At 59.2% G+C, this 19,062-nt stretch carries 20 protein-coding genes; 17 read left to right on the plus strand and 3 right to left on the minus strand.

Annotated elements, in window-relative coordinates:
* The first annotated feature begins 13 nt into the window (after positions 1–13).
* The 16 genes from ftsW to RX395_RS00750 all read left to right on the plus strand — a co-directional run bounded on the left by ftsW (position 14) and on the right by RX395_RS00750 (position 15,741).
* On the plus strand, positions 14–1,507 hold the full coding sequence (ftsW, locus tag RX395_RS00675) for a putative lipid II flippase FtsW (protein WP_316364730.1): 1,494 nt from the start codon (positions 14–16) through the stop codon (positions 1,505–1,507).
* Positions 1,497–2,612, plus strand: coding sequence for an undecaprenyldiphospho-muramoylpentapeptide beta-N-acetylglucosaminyltransferase (gene murG / locus RX395_RS00680; protein WP_316364732.1), 1,116 nt, complete (start codon positions 1,497–1,499; stop codon positions 2,610–2,612). The genes ftsW and murG overlap by 11 nt, the downstream gene beginning before the upstream one ends.
* 97 nt (positions 2,613–2,709) lie before the next feature.
* Positions 2,710–4,128, plus strand: a complete 1,419-nt coding sequence (murC, locus tag RX395_RS00685) for a UDP-N-acetylmuramate--L-alanine ligase (RefSeq protein ID WP_055286074.1) — start codon at positions 2,710–2,712, stop codon at positions 4,126–4,128.
* Between the two features lie 5 nt (positions 4,129–4,133).
* Positions 4,134–5,045, plus strand: coding sequence for a UDP-N-acetylmuramate dehydrogenase (gene murB / locus RX395_RS00690; protein WP_006234257.1), 912 nt, complete (start codon positions 4,134–4,136; stop codon positions 5,043–5,045).
* A gap of 424 nt (positions 5,046–5,469) precedes the next feature.
* Entirely contained in the window at positions 5,470–6,258 is a 789-nt protein-coding gene (locus tag RX395_RS00695) for a cell division protein FtsQ/DivIB (RefSeq protein WP_239057629.1), read from the plus strand.
* Positions 6,259–6,457: 199 nt separating this feature from the next.
* A complete protein-coding gene (ftsZ, locus tag RX395_RS00700; protein ID WP_022094491.1) occupies positions 6,458–7,612 on the plus strand; it encodes a cell division protein FtsZ in 1,155 nt (384 codons plus the stop codon).
* Positions 7,613–7,828: 216 nt separating this feature from the next.
* On the plus strand, positions 7,829–8,629 hold the full coding sequence (locus RX395_RS00705) for a polyphenol oxidase family protein (protein ID WP_316364737.1): 801 nt from the start codon (positions 7,829–7,831) through the stop codon (positions 8,627–8,629).
* On the plus strand, positions 8,626–9,462 hold the full coding sequence (locus RX395_RS00710) for a phosphate ABC transporter substrate-binding protein (protein WP_055251678.1): 837 nt from the start codon (positions 8,626–8,628) through the stop codon (positions 9,460–9,462). Before RX395_RS00705 ends, RX395_RS00710 begins: the two co-directional genes overlap by 4 nt.
* Before the next feature lies 1 nt (position 9,463).
* Entirely contained in the window at positions 9,464–10,387 is a 924-nt protein-coding gene (pstC, locus tag RX395_RS00715) for a phosphate ABC transporter permease subunit PstC (protein WP_316364740.1), read from the plus strand.
* 3 nt (positions 10,388–10,390) lie between these two features.
* Complete coding sequence (gene pstA, locus RX395_RS00720; protein WP_316364742.1) at positions 10,391–11,296, plus strand: phosphate ABC transporter permease PstA; 906 nt, start codon at positions 10,391–10,393, stop codon at positions 11,294–11,296.
* Positions 11,297–11,308: 12 nt separating this feature from the next.
* Entirely contained in the window at positions 11,309–12,112 is an 804-nt protein-coding gene (gene pstB / locus RX395_RS00725; protein WP_089571588.1) for a phosphate ABC transporter ATP-binding protein PstB, read from the plus strand.
* A gap of 92 nt (positions 12,113–12,204) precedes the next feature.
* Positions 12,205–13,062 (plus strand): phosphate signaling complex PhoU family protein, encoded by an 858-nt coding sequence (locus RX395_RS00730; RefSeq protein WP_316364743.1) that lies wholly within the window; start codon positions 12,205–12,207, stop codon positions 13,060–13,062.
* 119 nt (positions 13,063–13,181) lie between these two features.
* Positions 13,182–13,919, plus strand: coding sequence for a YggS family pyridoxal phosphate-dependent enzyme (locus tag RX395_RS00735; protein ID WP_089571590.1), 738 nt, complete (start codon positions 13,182–13,184; stop codon positions 13,917–13,919).
* Between the two features lie 60 nt (positions 13,920–13,979).
* Positions 13,980–14,702, plus strand: coding sequence for a cell division protein SepF (locus tag RX395_RS00740; protein WP_055251691.1), 723 nt, complete (start codon positions 13,980–13,982; stop codon positions 14,700–14,702).
* Positions 14,703–14,759: 57 nt separating this feature from the next.
* Positions 14,760–15,005: a YggT family protein gene (locus RX395_RS00745; RefSeq protein ID WP_316364852.1), complete on the plus strand. Its 246-nt coding sequence runs from the start codon at positions 14,760–14,762 to the stop codon at positions 15,003–15,005.
* Positions 15,006–15,066: 61 nt separating this feature from the next.
* Positions 15,067–15,741 carry a DivIVA domain-containing protein gene (locus RX395_RS00750; RefSeq protein ID WP_148346099.1) on the plus strand — a complete coding sequence of 225 codons (675 nt, stop codon included), beginning with the start codon at positions 15,067–15,069 and terminating at the stop codon, positions 15,739–15,741.
* A gap of 167 nt (positions 15,742–15,908) precedes the next feature.
* Here the strand turns inward: RX395_RS00750 and RX395_RS00755 are convergent, their stop codons facing one another.
* The 3 genes from RX395_RS00755 to RX395_RS00765 form a co-directional block, all read right to left on the minus strand.
* Positions 15,909–16,439 carry a nitroreductase family protein gene (locus RX395_RS00755; RefSeq protein ID WP_316364747.1) on the minus strand — a complete coding sequence of 177 codons (531 nt, stop codon included), beginning with the start codon at positions 16,437–16,439 and terminating at the stop codon, positions 15,909–15,911.
* A 281-nt stretch (positions 16,440–16,720) separates the two neighbouring features.
* Positions 16,721–17,344 (minus strand): DUF47 domain-containing protein, encoded by a 624-nt coding sequence (locus tag RX395_RS00760; protein WP_316364749.1) that lies wholly within the window; start codon positions 17,342–17,344, stop codon positions 16,721–16,723.
* 67 nt (positions 17,345–17,411) lie between these two features.
* Positions 17,412–18,461, minus strand: coding sequence for an inorganic phosphate transporter (locus RX395_RS00765; RefSeq protein WP_316364750.1), 1,050 nt, complete (start codon positions 18,459–18,461; stop codon positions 17,412–17,414).
* A 250-nt stretch (positions 18,462–18,711) separates the two neighbouring features.
* Between RX395_RS00765 and RX395_RS00770 the strand changes: the two genes are divergently transcribed.
* Complete coding sequence (locus RX395_RS00770) at positions 18,712–19,050, plus strand: hypothetical protein (RefSeq protein ID WP_117746758.1); 339 nt, start codon at positions 18,712–18,714, stop codon at positions 19,048–19,050.
* The last annotated feature ends 12 nt before the right edge of the window (positions 19,051–19,062 follow it).

The raw sequence follows: 19,062 nt of genomic DNA on the forward strand, positions 1-19,062 counted from the left end.
CCCCCGACAAGGTATGAGGAGGCCCGACTCGGACCGTGCTTCCTCACGGCGCATCACATCGTGTTCCAGCCGCGGTGGGCAGTCGTTTAGCGAACGCTATATTGCCGGCGTTCCCGCCCGTATCATGCGCCCCCGTTTGATATTCATGGCCTGCTTGTTTACCTTGGTATGCTTTGGCCTGCTGATGGTGTACTCGGCGTCTTCGGTCGAGGCGCTGCACGAGAATGGCTCGGCGACGTTTTTTCTGGGTCGACAGGCCGCGTTTGCCGTGGTCGGTGTTCTGGCGCTGATTGCCATCGTGCGCGTTTTGCCGGACAGCTGGTTTGGGGAGGATGTGCTCAGGATCTTCCTCATCGGCATGATAGGGCTACTGCTTCTGGTGTTCTTGGTGGGCAGCGGCAGCCGTGGCGCCACGCGCTGGCTCAACATCGCCGGTATTCAGTTCCAGCCTTCCGAGTTTTTAAAGCCATTTGCCATTGCGTATTCGGCCATCATGCTTGATCGCTTCTTTTCGCCCGGTGGCAACATCAACGAATTCCTTCGCAAGATGGGCATCTACCTGGGCATTTCGCTCTTTCTGATCTTTATCCAGCCCGATTTCGGTACTGTCCTGATCATCCTGTTGACCCTCATGTGCATGGCGTTGTTTGCGGGTCTCGACCCCAGATTTATCATCGGCGTGCTAATCTTCGGCATTCTCGTGATCGTGATTGCGCTTGTCGCAGAGCCGTACCGTATGGTGCGTATTCAGGTTGCCTTGAACCCTTGGGCCGACGAGTATGGTGACGGCTATCAGGCCACGCTTGCCATCATGGCCTTTGCCTCGGGCGGTCTGTTTGGCCGTGGCATCGGCAACTCAACCATGAAGTACTCGTATCTGCCCGAGGCGCACAACGACTACATCCTGGCCATCATTGGCGAGGAAGTCGGTTTTGTCGGAACCGTGCTGTTCTTCTTGGTGTTTGCGATGCTGATCTACTCGGCGTTTCGCATTGCCGAGCAGGCGACCGATCGTCGGGGCGCGCTTATGGCGTCTGGCTCCGCGGTCATTCTCGCGGTGCAGTTTTTGATTAACGCGCTGGGCATCCTCAACGTGTTTCCCATGACGGGCAAACCGCTGCCGTTTATTAGCTACGGCGGTTCGTCGATCATTGTGTCGCTTATGCTTGCCGGGTTGATCCTGCGAGTTTCGTACGAGAGCGCCCGTCGCGATGAGTACGACCTTCGCCGTGAGAGCTTTGCCGTTATGGATGAGAGTACCGCCGGCGTGCCCCACGTGCGCGGCGAGCGATCTTCGCGTAACGGTTTTACCGTCCTGGATGGCTCTGCGACCGAGCCGGCAGCCCGCCCGCGTCAGCGAACGGCGCCGCAAGGCCGTCCGCAGCGCCCCAGCCCTCGCAACGCGGGCGGCGGATATAATCGAATCGATTTGAACTCGGACCCGTCGGCGCGTCTGCGCACCGACGACCAGGGACCGCGTGTACGAAGGGACTACCATGACCGATAAAATGACCGTTGCTATTGCAGCCGGCGGCACGGCAGGACACATCAACCCCGCGCTCGCCTTGGCCGAAGAGCTGCGTGACCGTGGTCACCACGTTGTGTTCGTGGGCCAGTCGCGCAAGCTCGAGGGTCGTCTGGTCCCCGAGGCTGGGTTTGATTTTGTGCCCATTACGGTCACGGGCTTCGACCGCTCCCGCCCTTGGACGGCGCTGACCTCGCTGTGGCGTGTCAGCAAAGCCAAGCGTGCGCTCGCCAGTCATTTCTCAAAGGTCGGCAAGCCCGATGCCGCCATCGGTTTTGGTGCTTATGTCGAGGTTCCGCTGCTGGGGTGGTGCAAGGGCGCGGGCGTTCCGTATCTGCTGCATGAGCAGAACTCTGTTCCGGGCCTGGCCAACAAGATGATGAGCTCCCACGCCGCCCGCGTGTGCATCTCGGTGCCGGCAGCGCGTTCGGTCTTTGAGCGCGAAGGTGACCCTGACCACGTGCTCATGACCGGCAACCCCGTACGTCGCTCGGTGATCGAGGGCGATCGCGCTCGCGGCCGCAAGGCACTTGGCGTTCCCGAGGACGCTACGCTGCTGCTCGTCTTTGGCGGTTCACTTGGCGCCCAGCACCTCAACGAGCGCGTGGTTTCGCTCAAAAACGAGCTGCTTTCGCGCAAGAACCTCTATGTGTTGCATTCGACGGGTGCCGACGGCTTTGAGGAGACCGAGCGCGCTTTGGCGCTGACGCCCGAGGAGGCGAAGCGTTACCGCGTCCAGCCTTACATCGACAACATGGGCGATATGCTGGCTGCTGCCGATTTGGTGCTCTCGCGTTCGGGCGCATCGAGCGTGGCCGAGATCGCTGCGCTCGCCGTGCCTTCGGTGCTCGTGCCGTACCCGCATGCGACGGCCGACCACCAAACCACCAATGCCCGTTATCTGGTCGACGCCGGGGCCGGCGTGCTCTGCGCCGATGCCGATATCGACGGTTCTGCCTTTGCCGATGAACTGCTGCACCTGGTCGATGACGCGGCGGCGCGCGATGCCATGCGTCAGGCGGCGCGCGGTCTGGCTCAGGATAGGGCCGCCGCTCTTCTGGCGGATGCGGTAGAGGGTTTGCGTTAGTTAGACGGGATATCGTCGGTCGCCCTCGCGCTGATGCGGTAGGTGCGGTACAGTTAACGGGTTACAGGCAGTGTTTACGCAAGGAGTACACGAGCACATGGCTGATTCCCAGACTGCAACCTCCGCGCCCGAGTTTAAGAGCGCCCACTTTATCGGTATCGGCGGCGCCGGCATGAGTGGCATCGCCCTCGTTCTTCACGAGCGCGGTTATGCCGTTACCGGCTCCGACCTTAAGACGTCACGTTATATTCGCCAGCTTACCCGCGCTGGTGTGAAGGTGCATGTGGGCCATGAGGCCGCCACGATCGACGAGGTCAAGCCCGACGTGGTTGTTGTCTCCACCGCTATTCCGGAGTCCAACCCCGAACTCGTGCGCGCTCGCGAGCTTGGTATTCCCGTGTGGCCCCGTGCCAAGATGCTCTCTGCTTTGGGCCACGGCTACACCACCGTCGCTGTTGCCGGCACGCATGGCAAGACCACCACGTCTTCGATGTGCGCCACCATGCTCGACCGCATGGGCCTGGATCCGAGCTTCTTGATCGGCGGCATCGTCGAGGGCTATGACACGAACGGCAAGAACGGCTCGGGCGACTACTTTGTCGCCGAGGCCGACGAGTCCGACAGCTCCTTCCTGTTCCTGAACCCCAACGTGGTCATTGTGACCAACGTCGAGGCCGACCACCTCGATCACTACTCGGGTATCGAGGAGATCGAGGCAACTTTCGCCAAATTCATGAGCCTGGTGGGCGAGGACGGCACCGTCATCGTCTGCGGTGAGGACCCGCATCTGGTCGAGCTCGCCAAGTCGACGGGCCGTCACGTGCTTTCCTACGGCTTTGCCGAGAGCAACGACATCGTCTGCATGCACCCGGATGTCAAGGGCATCCAGAGTGACTTTATCGTTCGCTTTGAGGATGGCACTGAGCATGCCGTGGAGATCAAGAGCAATCCCGGTCGCCACAACATGCTCAACGCCACGGCGGTGCTCACCGTCGCCCATGTCCTGGGCCTTGACATCGACGCCGCCGCCAAGGCGCTCTCGAGCTTTGAGGGCGTCCGCCGTCGCTTTACCCACGTGGGCGATATCGATGGCATCACCGTGGTCGATGATTACGGCCATCACCCCACCGAGATCAAGGCGACGCTTGCTGCCGCTTCGTCGCTGGGCTACAAGCATGTCGACGTCGTGTTCCAGCCGCACCGTTATTCGCGTCTGCAGGCCCTGTGCGATGACTTTGCCGATGCATTTGCCAATGCCGATAAACTGCTGCTGATTGATGTGTTCTCGGCTGGCGAGATGCCCATTCCGGGTGTTACCTCTAAGATGCTCGCCGATACCGTGCGCGCCAAGCATCCTGGCAAGGAGGTCGTGTACTGCTCCAGCCGTCTTGAGCTCAATCAGGAGCTCGAGCAGATGGTGGGCGAGGGCGACTTGCTGCTCACTATGGGTGCCGGTGACGTTACGACTGTCGGCCCCGAGTTTATCGAGTATTTGACTGCCAAGAAAGACGCTTAAGTCTAATGGGTCTGTTTAACGCCGTCATGGCGCTCTCGGGCATGATCGACACGGATGTGATCGAGGACGAGCGCCTTGCGCGTCATACGAGCTATCGTATCGGCGGCAAGGCTGACCTCTTTGTGACGTGCCATAGCTATCATGCCCTCCGCCGCGCCGTGGCGGTGCTCGATCGCGAGCAGGTGCCGTGGGTCATCATCGGCAAGGGCTCCAATCTGCTGGTTGCCGATGGCGGTTATCGCGGTGCCGTCATTTCGCTCGGACGTGAGTTTCAGCGCACGGTTGTTGCCGATGACGGTTGTACGCTGACGGTCGGTGCGGGCGTGATGTTTGCGCGCCTGGTCAACGATGCCCTGTCGCGTAGCCTCTCGGGCCTTGAGTTTGCCGTTGGCATCCCTGGGTCGGTCGGCGGTGCGATATCTATGAATGCCGGCACACGGACCGAATGGATTGGCTCGCTGGTTGAGGATGTCGTAACGTTTGACCCGGCATCCGGTATCAAGCATTATGCGGGGTCCGAGATCACTTGGGGCTACCGCGAATGTAGCCTTCCCCGCAATGAGATCATCCTCGAGTGCGTGCTCAAACTTAAACCGGCACCCAAGGCCGACATTCGCGAGCGCATGGAGCGGTACCTGACGAGGCGCAAGCGTACGCAGCCCATGGGTCGCGCATCCTGCGGGTCGGTCTTTCGCAACCCGCCCGATGCGAGTGTGGGCAAGCTTATCGAGGATTGTGGATTAAAGGGTTTTTCGATTGGCGGCGCGGAAGTTTCGCCCGTTCACGCTAATTTTATCGTTAATAACGGAACTGCCTCGGCCGATGACGTTGCCGCGGTTATCAGACATGTGCACGGAAAGGTGAGGGAGGCGTATGGCATCGAGCTCAGACCGGAAGTTAAATTCCTCGGCTTCTAGAGCATCGAAACCAACCTTCCGCCGCGCCGGAGGGCGTTCCGGCGCGCCTGCCAAACCTCAACGCAATACCGTCGCGCACTCTAAGTCTGTCGGGCATGCTCGACAGACCAGTTGTCCGGTTGTCGGCTCGCAGCTCGGCAATCGTCCGGCCGCAAAAAAGTCCTCGCGTCCCTCGCTGACGTCAAAGCCTGTTATGGGCGCCAAGCCTGCCCGTCCCATGGCAACTCCTAAGCCCTCGACGGGAACTAAGGCGGCGCGTCCGGGTCGCACGCTTGGCGCATCGAAACCGCGCTCGCTGACATCGGTGCCGGCTACCGCCAAGAAGCCTTCGGGTAAAAAAGGCGTCAACCCGTTGTCTTCACTTGGGGCGATGGCAAATAAAACGTCAGACGCCGCTTCTCTCGTTACAGGCAAAGGCAAAATCGTGGGCGGCGTTCTGGCCGTCTTGGCCGTGCTCGTCGTCGTTGCCGTCGTGGTGATCAACTCTGGATTGTTTACCGCCACTGATATTCAGATTCAAGGCAGCGAGCATGTGACGAAGCACGATGCTATCCAGCTGATCGATTTGCCCGAGGGAACGTCGCTTTTTAACGTCGATCCCGACCAGATTACCGAGGACCTCAAGCAGAACCCGTGGGTCTCGGGCGTGGATGTCCAGCGTCAGTTCCCGCATACGCTCATCATTACGCCTATGGAGCGCAAGGTCATCGCAATTGCCTATATCAGCTCCGATGACCTTGCCTGGGCCATCGGGGATGATGACACCTGGATCGCCCCGCTGTCGACGTCGGTCGAAGTGGATGACCAGGGCAACGTCATCACGACGGGGCAGGGCTCAAATACCCTGACCGGCATTGATGCCGCGCTGGCGCTCGCTAAGCACTATGGCGCGGTGTTGTTGACTGATGTCTCGGCGGATGTCGCTCCGGTTTCCGGCCAGGCGGTGAGCTCCAAGGCCGTTAAGGCTGGCTTGGATTATGTGCGTGGTTTTTCGAGCGAGTTCTTGGGACAAGTCAAGGATATTTCCACGCCTTCGGTCGAAGCCATCTCGGCAAACCTCAATAACGGCATTGAGGTGTCGCTGGGCGATTCGAACGATATCGTCAAGAAGGAGCGCGTAGTCACCAAGCTGCTTTCGCAGGTAGAGGGCGTAACGTATATCAATGTGCGCTCTCCGGGTAACTATACATTTAGGAACGCTCCGACCTCGTAGCGCTGGTTGATGCTTTGTTGAGGGGCCATACCACGCCGTTTATCTGGTTTGTTTGGTTTTCACGGTCAATTATTTGACTGATACGTTCATAATGTGCAAACATAATACGGTTTACCTTTGCATTTACTTTCAACCTGAAGGTTAATGTGCGCAGGGGTCGACCCATGCTATGGCTATAACCTTTGTTCGGAGGACCGACATGCACGAGACAGAGATCAACAACTACCTTGCCGTCATTAAGGTGGTCGGCGTCGGCGGCGGCGGTACCAACGCGGTCAATCGAATGATCGAAGAGGGCATCCGCGGCGTCGAGTTTGTTGCCATCAACACCGATGCTCAGGCACTCGCGATCTCTGATGCCGATATCAAGGTGCACATCGGCACCGACCTTACCCGCGGCCTGGGCGCCGGCGCCAACCCCGAGGTTGGCCGCAAGGCTGCCGATGAGTCCCGCGACGACATTGCCGAGGCGCTCGCTGGCGCCGACATGGTGTTCATCACCTGCGGCGAGGGCGGTGGCACCGGTACCGGCGCCGCTCCCATCGTTGCCGATATCGCGATGAACGAGGTCGGTGCGCTGACCGTCGCCGTCGTGACCAAGCCCTTCACCTTCGAGGGCCGCAAGCGCAAGAAGAGCGCCGAGGAGGGTATTAAGACCCTCTCCGATTGCGTCGACACCATGATCGTCATCCCTAACGATAAGCTGCTTGACATCGCCGAGAAGAAGACCACCATGCTCGAGGCCTTCGCGATTGCCGATGGCGTCCTTTCCCAGGGCACCCAGGGCATCACCGACCTTATCACCGTCCCCGGTATCATCAACTTGGACTTCGCCGATGTTAAGACCATCATGAAGCAGGCCGGTACCGCCATGATGGGTATCGGTACCTCTTCTGGGGATACCCGTGCCGTCGACGCTGCCCAGCAGGCCATCTCCAGCCCGCTGCTCGAGAGCTCCATCGATGGTGCCACGCGCGTGCTGCTCTCCATCGCCGGTTCCAAGGACCTGGGCATCCAGGAGATCAGCGACGCCGCCGACGTTGTCGCCAACGCCGTCGACCCCGAGGCCAACATCATCTTCGGTACCGTTGTTGACGAGTCCCTGGGCGATCAGGTGCGCATCACCGTCATCGCTACGGGCTTCTCCGACTCCAATGTCAACCGTCAGGACGAGCTCTTTGCTGCTCAGCAGTCTCAGAGCAAGGCCGCTGCCTCCGCTGAGCCGCAACGCACCGCTCCGGCCACCAGTCCGGCTCAGGCCGCTCCGACCCGCAACGTTGGTGGCACCGAGCTTCCTAACTTCGGCAACGATCAGTTCGAGCTTCCCGACTTCCTGAAGCGCGGTAGCTTCTAGTTCGTTTTTCTCAACGACTTGCAAGGGGTGCGTCCGATTGGGCACGCCCCTTTTTTGTTGTGTTTCGCCTTTGTAAACGAAAGCCTCCAATCTCCTTACGTTCCCTTTACGTTTGCTCCTTACCGCTGCGGGTATCCTTTTTGATGAAGTATGCAGCCGTATGGCACGGACTGCTGCGGCGTCGCCGCAATACTTGTGTTATTAGGAGGCTTTAGTATGGCAGCACGTGCGGACAACGTTTCGCGTGTCGACCATGATGGAGTTACGTTGGTGGAGGGCGCGACATCCGATGTTCGCTTTGCCTTCACCGAGCGCGCCGGTGGTGTTTCCGAAGATGCGTACTCCTCACTCAACTTGGGCTCGCATGTTGGCGATGACCCCTTTGCTGTTCAAGAAAATCGTCGTCGCGCGCTCGAGGCTATGGGTGCCGCCGAGTGCGAGCACAACCTGCTCGTTCCCAATCAGGTCCATGGTGACCATATCGTTGCGGTGACCTCGAACGGCGCCGATGACCTTGAGGACGTCCGCGAGCAGATTGCCGAGGGCTGCGATGCCATCGTCTGTACGGCGCATAACGTGCCCGTGCTGCTCTGCTTTGCCGACTGCGTTCCCGTGGTGCTGGTGGCCCCTGGCGGATTTGCCGTGGTGCACTCCGGCTGGAAGGGCACGATTGCACGTATTTCTGCCAAGGCGTGCCAGGCGCTTTGCGATGCTGCCGGCTGCGATGCAAGTGACATCTCGGCCTATATCGGCCCCCATATCTTGGGTGACGAATATGAGGTATCCCAGGAACTCATGGATCGCTTTGCCGCCGAGTTCTCGTGCATCGATGCGAGCACCTCTCGCATGCTCAATCTTTCCGCTGCCATTTGCGAGGCGCTGGTAGATGTCGGTGTCGACGCGGATAATATCGTGGATACCCAGCTTTCGACCGTGCGTCAGAACGACCGCTTTTATTCCTACCGTAACGAGAACGGCACCTGTGGGCGCCATGCTGCGATCGGCGTGATGCTATGAGAAAGATCGTATCGGTCCTGAGCGCCGCTGTGCTTACGCTTACGCTGTGCGCCTGTTCTTCGGGATCTTCTACCTCTTCCATTACCGTCGCCGGCTCCACGACCTGCCTTCCTATCGCCGAGATTGCGGCCGAGGGTTTTAAGGAGGAGACCGGCATCGACGTGCTCGTTTCCGGTTTGGGTTCTTCCGCTGGCATCGAGGCTGTCAGCGCCGGCACGGCCGATATCGCCAGCTCCTCCCGTGGACTCAATGCCGACGAACAGGATCTGGGCCTGACTCCCATCGTCATTGCCCACGACGGTATCGCGGTCATCGTGAACGACGATAACCCGGTCGATAACCTCTCGACCGAGCAGCTCCGCGATATTTACGCCGGCAAGATCACCAACTGGAAAGAAGTCGGTGGCGAGGACCTGAGGATTCAGGTCATCAACCGAGATGAGGCGTCCGGCACGCGTGAGGCCTTTCGCACCATCGTGATGGACGGCACCCCGTTCGATCGCCGCTCGGCCGTTCTTTCGGGCACGGGCCAGGTGCGCGACGTGGTATCTCGTTCGCGCGGTGCCATTGGCTACATTTCGCTGGGCTTCGTCGATAGCCTCAACGCCAAGACCTCGGTCAAGGCCGTCTCGGTCAATCATGTTGAGGCGTCCGAGAAGACGGTCGCGAGCGGCGGCTATCCCATCTCGCGCGACCTTTACTTCTTTGTGAAGGGTGCGCCTTCGCAGCAGGCGCAGGATTACATCGACTACGTGACGTCCGAAAAGATGGACAAGCAGATTCGCGAGGCGGGCTTTATCCCCGTCACCAACGACGAGAAGGGGAGTGAGTAGCATGGAAGCACAGGAAAACTCCCAGACTGAGCAGAATGTTCAGACGCCCAAGAAGCGCGAGCTGGCGCTCGTATCGCGCAGTACCTATATCAAGGAGAAGGCGCTGCAGTGGATCTTCTTTGCCTGCGCGTTCTTGGCGGTCGTTACCGTCATCCTGATTTTTGTCTTTACCACGTACTCGGCGCTGCCCGTCTTTACCGACATCGGTCTGGCGGAATTCTTTAGCTTTACGTGGGCGCCCTCTGAGGGCCACTACGGCATCATGTCGCTGCTTGCCGGCTCAGGTCTGGTGACCGTCGGTGCGCTCGCCATGGGCGTGCCGCTGGGCGTAGGTACGGCCGTGTACCTGGTCGAGATCGCCAGCAAGCGCGTGCGCAAGCTCATCAGCCCTGCCGTCGACCTGCTGGCCGGCATCCCTTCTATCATCTATGGTTTCTTTGGCATGATCATCATTCGTCCGTTTATCGCACAACTGACCGGTGGTCTTGGTTTTGGTGCGCTGACAGCGTGGTTCGTGCTCGCCATCATGATCGTCCCTACCATCACGACGCTTACCATCGATGCCCTCAATTCCATTCCCATGGGCATTCGCGAGGCATCGTATGCCATGGGTGCTACTAAGTGGCAGACCATCTATAAGGTCGTGTTACCTGCCGCCAAGCTGGGTATCGTGGATGCCATCGTGCTGGGTATGGGCCGTGCCATCGGCGAGACCATGGCCGTGCTCATGGTCGTGGGTAACGCCCCGGTTATTCCCGACAGCATTGCGAGCCCCATCTCGACGCTCACGAGCCAGATCGCGCTCGACATGAGCTATTCCTCGGGCCTGCACCGCTCGGCTCTGTTCGGCATGGGCGTGGTCCTGTTTATCATCTCCGCCATGCTGGTGGGCATCGTCCGTCTGATTTCCAAGAAGAGGGGGTAGGCTATGTCCGATTCCGTTGACACGACGGTCGATACGACCTCGTCGCGCGAGCGCATCAAGCGTGCCCTTTCCCACGGTAAGAAGGGCCGTATCAACAAGGACCTGTCAAACAAGATCATGCTCGGCGTGTTCCGCGCCGCGGCCTATATCACCACGCTTGTGCTGGTCGCTATCATCGCCTACGTGGTTGTTAATGGCTTACCGCATATTTCGCTCGACTTTATCTTCGGTTGGCCCCAGGGTGTCAACGCCGAGGGCGGCATTTGGCCTACGATTGTCTCGACCATTTACGTGACGGCGCTCGCCATGCTCATCTGTACGCCGGTCGCCGTGCTAGCGGCCGTCTATCTGGCCGAGTACGCCAAACAGGGCAAGGTCGTCGAGCTCATCCGTTATGCTGCCGATGCTTTGGCCTCGGTGCCCTCCATCGTTATGGGTCTCTTTGGCTACGCCTTGTTTGTCGAGGCCATGGGCCTGGGCCTTTCGATGGTCTCGGCTGCCCTGGCGCTGGCGCTTCTGATGCTGCCTATCGTCATGCGCACCACCGAGGAGGCTATTCGCGCCGTGCCGCGCTATATCCGTTGGGGCGCATATGGCTTGGGCGCCACTAAGTGGCAGGTCGTTTCCAAGATCGTGCTTCCTTCTGCCTTTGGCCGTATTGCCACGGGCATCGTCCTTGCCATCGGCCGTGCCATTGGCGAGACCGCGGTGGTGCTCTACACCATGGGCCAGGCCATCAACCTGCCTATTTCGCCGCTCGATTCCGGCCGCCCCATGACGGTTCACCTGTACCTGCTTGCCAACGACGGCATCAACATGAACGCAGCCTACGGCACCGCGCTCTTGCTGATGGTGATCATTCTGGCCTTCAACCTGTTTGCGCGCTTCCTGTCGCGCAAGCGTCGCTAGTTAAGGAGTCCCATGTCCGTTTATCAGTCCGCTCCCACGTTGGAGCAAGCGGCCATTACGGCCAAGGATTTCAACTTTTGGTACGGTGACTTTCATGCGCTGACGGGGCTTGACCTCAACATCGCCAAAAACGCCATCACCTCCTTCATTGGCCCTTCGGGCTGCGGCAAGTCGACGTTTTTGCGCTGCATCAACCGCATGAATGACCTGATCGAGGGTACGCGCGTCGAGGGCACCATGACGCTCGACGGCAACGATATCTATGCTGAGGGTGTCGACCCGGTCGATCTCCGTCGTCGCGTGGGCATGATCTTTCAGCAGCCCAACCCGTTTCCCAAATCCATCTACGAGAATGTCGCCTTTGGCCCTCGTCTGCAGGGCGTGACTAGCAAAAGCGACCTCGATGACATCGTGGAAGAATCGCTCAAGCGCGCCAACCTCTGGAAAGAGGTATCCAATCAGCTCAACAAGGATGGTTTGGCGCTCTCGGGCGGTCAGCAGCAGCGTCTGTGCATCGCGCGCGTGCTTGCGGTGCAACCCGATGTCCTTCTGATGGACGAGCCCTGCTCCGCCATCGACCCCACGTCCGTCTCTAAGGTCGAGGATCTGATGGCCGAGCTGGCGCCCGAGATGACGATCATCATCGTCACGCATTCAATGCAGCAGGCAGCTCGTATTAGCGACTACACCGCATTCTTCTTGCAGGAAGTTGCCGGCGAGCCCGCCACGCTCATCGAGTATGGTCAAACCGACGCGATCTTCACCAGTCCAGTGGACTCGCGGACGGAAGACTATATCACCGGCCGCTTTGGCTGATCGGTGCGACTAGTCCCAAGCCGATCGGACCTGGTCCGGTGCGTATTCACTGTGCGGGCGGCATGACCGCACCCAACTGATTGGAGTGAACCATGCGCAAACTGTTTTCCCGTCAGCTCATCGAGGCCCGCCACGAGATGCTGAGCATCTACGAGGCCGTCGATCTGGCCCTCCACGATGCCGTGAGGGCCTATGTTACCGACGACCGCAAGCTCGCCACCAAGACCAAGAAGCGCACGCTTTCGATTGACGCGCGCTGCGCCAACCTGGAGGCCGTCTGCTACAACCTGATCGCCACGCAGTCACCGGTCGCCTCCGACTTCCGCTTGCTGCAGACGATTATCTACGTCGACTTTAACCTGCAGCGCATGACCGATAAGGTTCGCCAGATCTGCCGCGCTACGCGTCACATGGTCAAGGCCGATATCTCGCTGCCCAAGGAGCTTGTCGGCACGGTCGAGGCCGAGGCTGAGGCCGTCTACCAGGTGCTGGGCTCTTCGCTTTCTGCGCTCGTCACCAATGACATGTCCATCATCTGCAACTTGGCCGTCGAGGACGAGCCAGTGCACGCCGCCTACGAGAAGTTCTTCCGCACCTTTAACCGTATGGATACGGGCGACTTTATGGACGACGACAGCAACTATGACGACCTGCGCCGCGCCATCATGGTTTCGCGCTACCTCGATCGCATCGCCTCGATTTCCATCGATGCCGCCTGCCGTCTGACTTTCCTGTTGACTGGTCAGCGTATGAATGCCGGCGATATCGCCCGCACTGATGAGGATGAGCTCGAGAGCATGCGCGTACCTTCGGGCGAGGGCGTTATCATGAGGCCCGCCGTCGACGCTCGCTACGTTGCCAAGGTGCCCGTTAACGAGGTCAGCGAGGGTCTTCGCTATCTGCTCGATCATCTTGAGGATGAGGACGATGGCGAGGACGACGAGGAGTAAGTAATCCCGTTCGTCGAAAGATTGTAAATACCTAAGTGAGCGCGGCCTTGCACATGCGGGGCCGCGCTCTTGCGTTAGCATGGGACTACTTGTTTGGCTGTCAGCGGAGGCGATTGGCAATGGATAACTATTTGGACTTGATGCGCGCTCGCCGCGAGCAGATTCTGGAACGTTTTTATGCGGCGCTCGATCGCGCGGGCCGTCCCCATGACGCCGCGCGCCTCATTGCCGTGTCCAAGACCGTTGGTGTCGATGAGACCGTTGCCGCCATCCAGGCGGGGTATCGCCATTTTGCCGAGAACCGCCCGCAGGAGCTGGTTCGCAAGCTCACAGGTCTGGCGGAGCATCCGGAGCTGCCCGAGGTGCGCTTCGATATGATCGGCAACCTGCAGACCAATAAGATCAATGCGGTGCTGGGCTCAGCCGAGCTGATCCACTCGGTGGGTTCGCTGCATCTGGCGCAGGCGATCTCGAGCCGTGCTGTCCGCAAGATTGAGGCAGGCGAGCTCGCCGGCCCCCAGCGTGTGCTCATTGAGGTCAATGTGAGTGGTGAGGAGTCGAAGGGAGGCTTTTCGCCCGATGAGATTCGCGCCGCCGCGGGTGAGCTTGCGGAGCTTGAGGGAATTTGCGTGCAGGGGCTTATGACTATGGCGCCCCGGGGGAATAAGGATGTGGCACGCCGCACCTTTGCGGGGCTTCGTGAGCTGAGGGATGAGCTGGAGGCGGCGCATCCCGATTTGAACCTGCCTGAGCTTTCCTGCGGCATGAGCGAGGACTTTGAGCCTGCCCTTGAGGAGGGCTCTACACTCGTTCGCCTGGGCAGGGTAGTATTTAGCCCGGAGTTTGCAGTAAAATAAGGCTCTGAAGTGCGCACTGATTATCGGGGCGCCTGCACTAAACCGCGAGAGGACACAACCATGGGCTTCCTTGACGAGATTAAAAATAAGATGCACCTGGGCGGCCAGCAGGGTTACGACCAGGGTTATGGCCAGGACGACGACTACGGCTACGATGACGGCTATGACGATAGTTATCAGGGCAACGGCTACAGCGGTGCTTCGGGCGAGGGCTTCTACACCCAAGACGAGCCGAGCAACGGCCTGCTTGGTCAGACGCGCCGCGGTGAAGCTGAGTCGGTTGCCGTGTATACGCGCTCCGGTCAGCTGGTCGGCGATGACTCCCGCCATGCCACGACGTATAACCCGCCTTCGCGCTCGCAGGACAGTGTTGCGAGCGGTTATCGTCCTGGTGCCTATGATACGCCGTCGAGCTACGCCGAGAACACCCGCGCCCGTGCTGCCGCTGCGCCCGCGCCTGCACCGAGCGATGCCTCGGCCTATGCGAGCAATATCATCAACGCCACGCCGCAGCTGCCGGCCTATGTCCTGCGCCCCGAGAGCTATGACGACGTGGAGACCGTGGTGCGCCGCGTTCGCACCAAGCAGCCTGTCGCACTGATTTTTGTGGGCGTACGCACCGAAGTTGCCAAGCGCGTCTTGGACTTCTCTTACGGCTTTGCCTGCGGTCTGGGTGCCACGGTCAAGGAGGTGGGCGACCGCGTGTTCATGGTGCTGCCCGCCGGTTGCGAGGTCAAAGATTCCGATCTCAAGAAGCTTCGTGCCGACGGCTACCTCAAGTAAAGACAAGACGAGGAGATTCCCATCAACATCTACACTATCGTCCAGCTGGTCAACACGCTGTTCAACTTCTATTCCATGCTCATTATCGTCTACTGCTTCATGACGTGGATTCCCATGAAGCAGGGTGGTTTGCTTCAGGATATTGCCGCGGTGCTTGATAGCGTGTGCGGTCCGTGGCTTAACCTGTTCCGTCGTTTCATCCCGCCGATGGGCGGTATCGATTTTTCGCCGGTCGTTGCGATTATTGCGTTGCAGTTGGTGCAGAGGCTGGTTCTGCAGCTTCTTATAGGTATACTCGTGTAGAACTGACTTAGTAACTTACGTCGGGCGTGTAGCGCCGAGGCGATGAAAAAGGAGACTTGTTATGGCTATTACCCCTGCAGACATCCAGGCTCAGACTTTCTCTGAGGCCAAGCGTGGCTACGATCCTGCTGAGGTCGACGTCTTCTTGGAGACGCTGTCTTCCGAGGTTGACGCTATGCTCGCTAAGATCGTTGACCTTAAGGGTCGTCTGACTGCTACCGAGCAGCAGCTTGCCGATGCACAGGCTCAGCTTGCCCAGGCTCAGGATACCGCCGACCAGGCCGTTCCTGCCGCCCCCGTGGCTGCTCCCGCCCCTGACTTCTCCGCTCAGGAGCGCCAGATTTCCGCCGCCCTGATCGCTGCCCAGCAGACCGCTGAGACCATCGTTAACGATGCCAACGAGAACGCTGAGCGTATCCGCAACGAGGCTGACGCCAAGGCCCGCGAGGTTATTCGCCAGGCTCTGACTGAGAAGCAGGCCGAGCTCGAGGAGATCGATCGTCTCAAGGCTTCCCGTGAGGAGTTCAAGGCCGAGTATCTCAAGCTCATCCAGCACTTCATGGACGATGCCCAGAACTCCTTCCCGGCCGACCTCATGGCCTCCACGCCGGTCGGTTCTGCCGCTTCTCCTGCAGTGACTGTTCCCGCCGAGCCGCTGCCCGTCGCTGACCCGGTTGTCCCCGTGGCCGATCCTTTCGCCCCGATTGACAACTTTGCTGCCGACGACTTGGACTAACATTCGGCCTACAATTTAGCGCCTAGAAAGGACCCGCAGCTTGCGGGTCCTTTTTTATGACTGTGCCGGGGTGCGTAACATAAAAAACCGAGCCCTGCACATAGTGGCGCAGAACTCGGCGAACGGGTGAGCGGTCAAGGGTAGGTTTTAAGGCATGTCCCAAAAATCTACTTGAGAAGGAAGTCGGAGAGGGGAATGGTGCGGGCCTCGCGATGCTCGGGATCGGCGATGTGGTCGGCGGGATAGCCACAGACGAGCATGTGATAGGGATAGATGCCCTCGGGCAGGCTGAACTGCTCACAGGCCACCTCGGGCTTAAAATGGCACACCCAGCACGTACCCAGGCCCTGCTCCTCGGCCTCCATCATCATCTGATCGCAGGCGATCGCAGTATCGATGGCGCTCGAGTTCATCTGGTCATACGGGCGTATCCAGGCGTCATCGGTAACGCTGCAGATAAGGAAGATAAGCGGAGCCCCAAAGATAGACCCATCACGAGCAAACCGAGGCTGACAAGCAGCAGCCTTCTCCAGAAGCTCAGGCGTATCCAACACCATCACACGGGTTGGATGGTTATTACAAGCAGAAGGAGCAATACGCCCCGCCTCAACAATAGCATCCACCACAGCCTGCTCAACAGGCCGATCCTCAAAAGAACGACAAGAATACCGAGTCCGAGCCAAATCCAAATACCCCATACGAGCCTCCAAAGCTAATAAAACAACCCAAAACTAAGCAAAAGGGTACCCAAAGCAACATTCAGCCAAACGTTTAAGGCGGTCCCAAAGTTTCCAATCGGGCCCCAAGGCCCTGCCAACAAAAGCCCCATCGCTTTCAAAGTATCAGCCAAAGTTTCCAATGGTGGTACGTAAGGGAGCGGGCCCGACCACTAATACCCTTTTGAACGACTCTGCTTGCAGCCGGAGTGAAAAAGGTTATTAGTGGTCGGGCCCGCGACCGCCGGGACACGTACCCACAATTAACTGTTCTTCATGACAATCGAATCCACGACATCGGCCACATTCTCACAGCAGTCAGCGCAGTACTCCAGGAAGGCGTAGACGTCACGCCAGGCGATGACCTCGAGCGGATCCTTGCCGTTGACATGCAGGTTGCGCATAGCGTTGATGTAGAGCTCGTCGGCCTCGGACTCGATCGTGTTGATCTGGATGACGAGTTCGCGCAGGGTCTTGGACTTGCGGTAATTGGGAAGCTCGACCATCAGGTTCTTCATGGCGCGGCAGGCATCGGTCACCTTGTGGGCGATCACGATGGCATCGGGATGGATGCTCTGGATGTTGGTGAAGTAGACGCGCTGCACGACGCCCTCGATACGGTCGAGCACGGTGTCGAGCGAGCAGCTCATCAGGTCCAGATCCTCGCGCTCAAGCGGGGTGATAAAGGCCGTGAGCAGGGCGTCTTCAAGCTCATGATGCTTCTTGTCGGCCGCATGCTCGATCGCGTGCATCTTGTCGAGCATATCGTGAATCTTCGCGGGATCGAAGTTCTCGAAAATCTTGGTGAGCAACTCTGCAGCCTGGACGGCTAGGTCGGCGCAGGCAACGTAGTTGTCAAAGTAGAACGAATCGGGTTTCTTTGCCATGGGTGGGTCCTTTCGAGGCGAAGACGGGTGGGCGAAGTATTACGGTCCGGATGGACGTTCGGTTTGACTAAATGAACATCATGAACAGCTTGGCCATGACAAAGCTGATGAGTCCGCAGGCGGGGAAGGTGAAGAACCAGGTGAACATCATGTCCTTGACCACGCCGAAGTTGATGGCCGAAAGGCGCTTGACGGCACCGACGCCCATGATGGCGCAGGTCTTGATGTGGGTGGAGGACACGGGGATACCGGTAAGGGTGGCAAGCAGCAGATTCGCGGCGCCCGCGAGGTCGGCGGAGAATCCCTGATACTTCTCGAGCTTGACCATGCTCTGGCCGACGGACTTGATGATGCGCTCGCCGCCCACGCTGGTGCCGATGCCCATGGTGGCCGAGCACAGCAGCATAATCCAGATGGGGATGCCGGCATCGCCGACGCTCGTCTGGCCGTTGGCGAAGGCGACACCTAAAAAGAGCACGCCGATGAACTTCTGTCCATCCTGCGCGCCGTGCATAAAGCTCATGGCCGCAGCGCTCGCGATCTGAGCGTATTTAAAGAAGACATTGGCACGTCGCCTGTTGGCGGCGGCGAAAAGAATCGAGACGAGCTTGCACAGGACCCAGCCCATAACAAAGCCCAGGCCGATGGAGAGCGCCAGGCCGTAGATGACCTTCATCCACTCGTGGACGTTGACGCTGTTCGCGCCGCCGAGGGCGATGGCGGCACCGGTCAGGCCGGCGATAAGGCTGTGGCTTTGCGAGGTGGGGATGCCAAAACGCGACGCTGTGGCGCCGTAGACGACGATGGAAAACAGCGCCGCGCACAGGCAGGCGAGCGCCATGGTGCTGTTTCCGCCAAAGTCGACGATATGTGAAATGGTATTGGCGACGCTCGCGTTAAAGTGCGTCATGATGAGCACACCCAAGAAGTTGAATGCGGCGCTCATGAGAATGGCGGCGCGGGCGGGCATGCAACGCGTAGTGACGCAGGTCGCGATGGCGTTGGGCGCGTCGGTCCATCCGTTGACGAAGATGGCGCCGAGCGCGAGAATCACGGTGACGGCAAGGACTGGGTTCGACACAATTTGGCCGAGGAAGGTTGAGAACGTTACGTCCATATATGGGCTTTCTCGAAGTTTGCAGACACATTACAAAAACATGATAAATCGTATCACCTCCTGCGGGTTTCTTTACTGAGTTCTGATGGGAGAAGTGAATTTTTTGGCACTAAAATTGAATATTAGCCCTGTTGACCGCGGGTATTCTTTTTGCTAACACGCCATGAGGACACGCGTGCGCGCCCCAACACCCCAAAACCACAGTCTGTTCGCTTTACAACATGCAAACATGCGTTCGATAATAGAGGGCATGGAATATCGACAGACAGACGGCAAAACTCGGCGCGTGCACAAGCAGTATGTGGACGTCGTGGCTCGCATCCTCGCGGGCGGACAGGTCGTGCCGGTCACCGTCTGCTGGGTCGACGGCCGTTGTTTTACGATCGACGAAATTATCTCGACCACTGGGTTTGGCCTGATGGTCCACGGCATCCGTACGGCAACATATAAGGTGCGTTTTGGTGGGCACGCGACCGAGTTGTATCTGGAGGACCAGACGCGCGAGCGGGCGGACGGCTCGCAGGCGCACGTGATGCGTTGGTGGGTCTGGGCCTTTGATCGTACGCTTGAGGGCGAGCGCCGTAGGTAAGGACGTGCGGCA

The sequence above is a fragment of the Collinsella aerofaciens genome, from assembly GCF_032584215.1.
Lineage (GTDB): Bacteria > Actinomycetota > Coriobacteriia > Coriobacteriales > Coriobacteriaceae > Collinsella.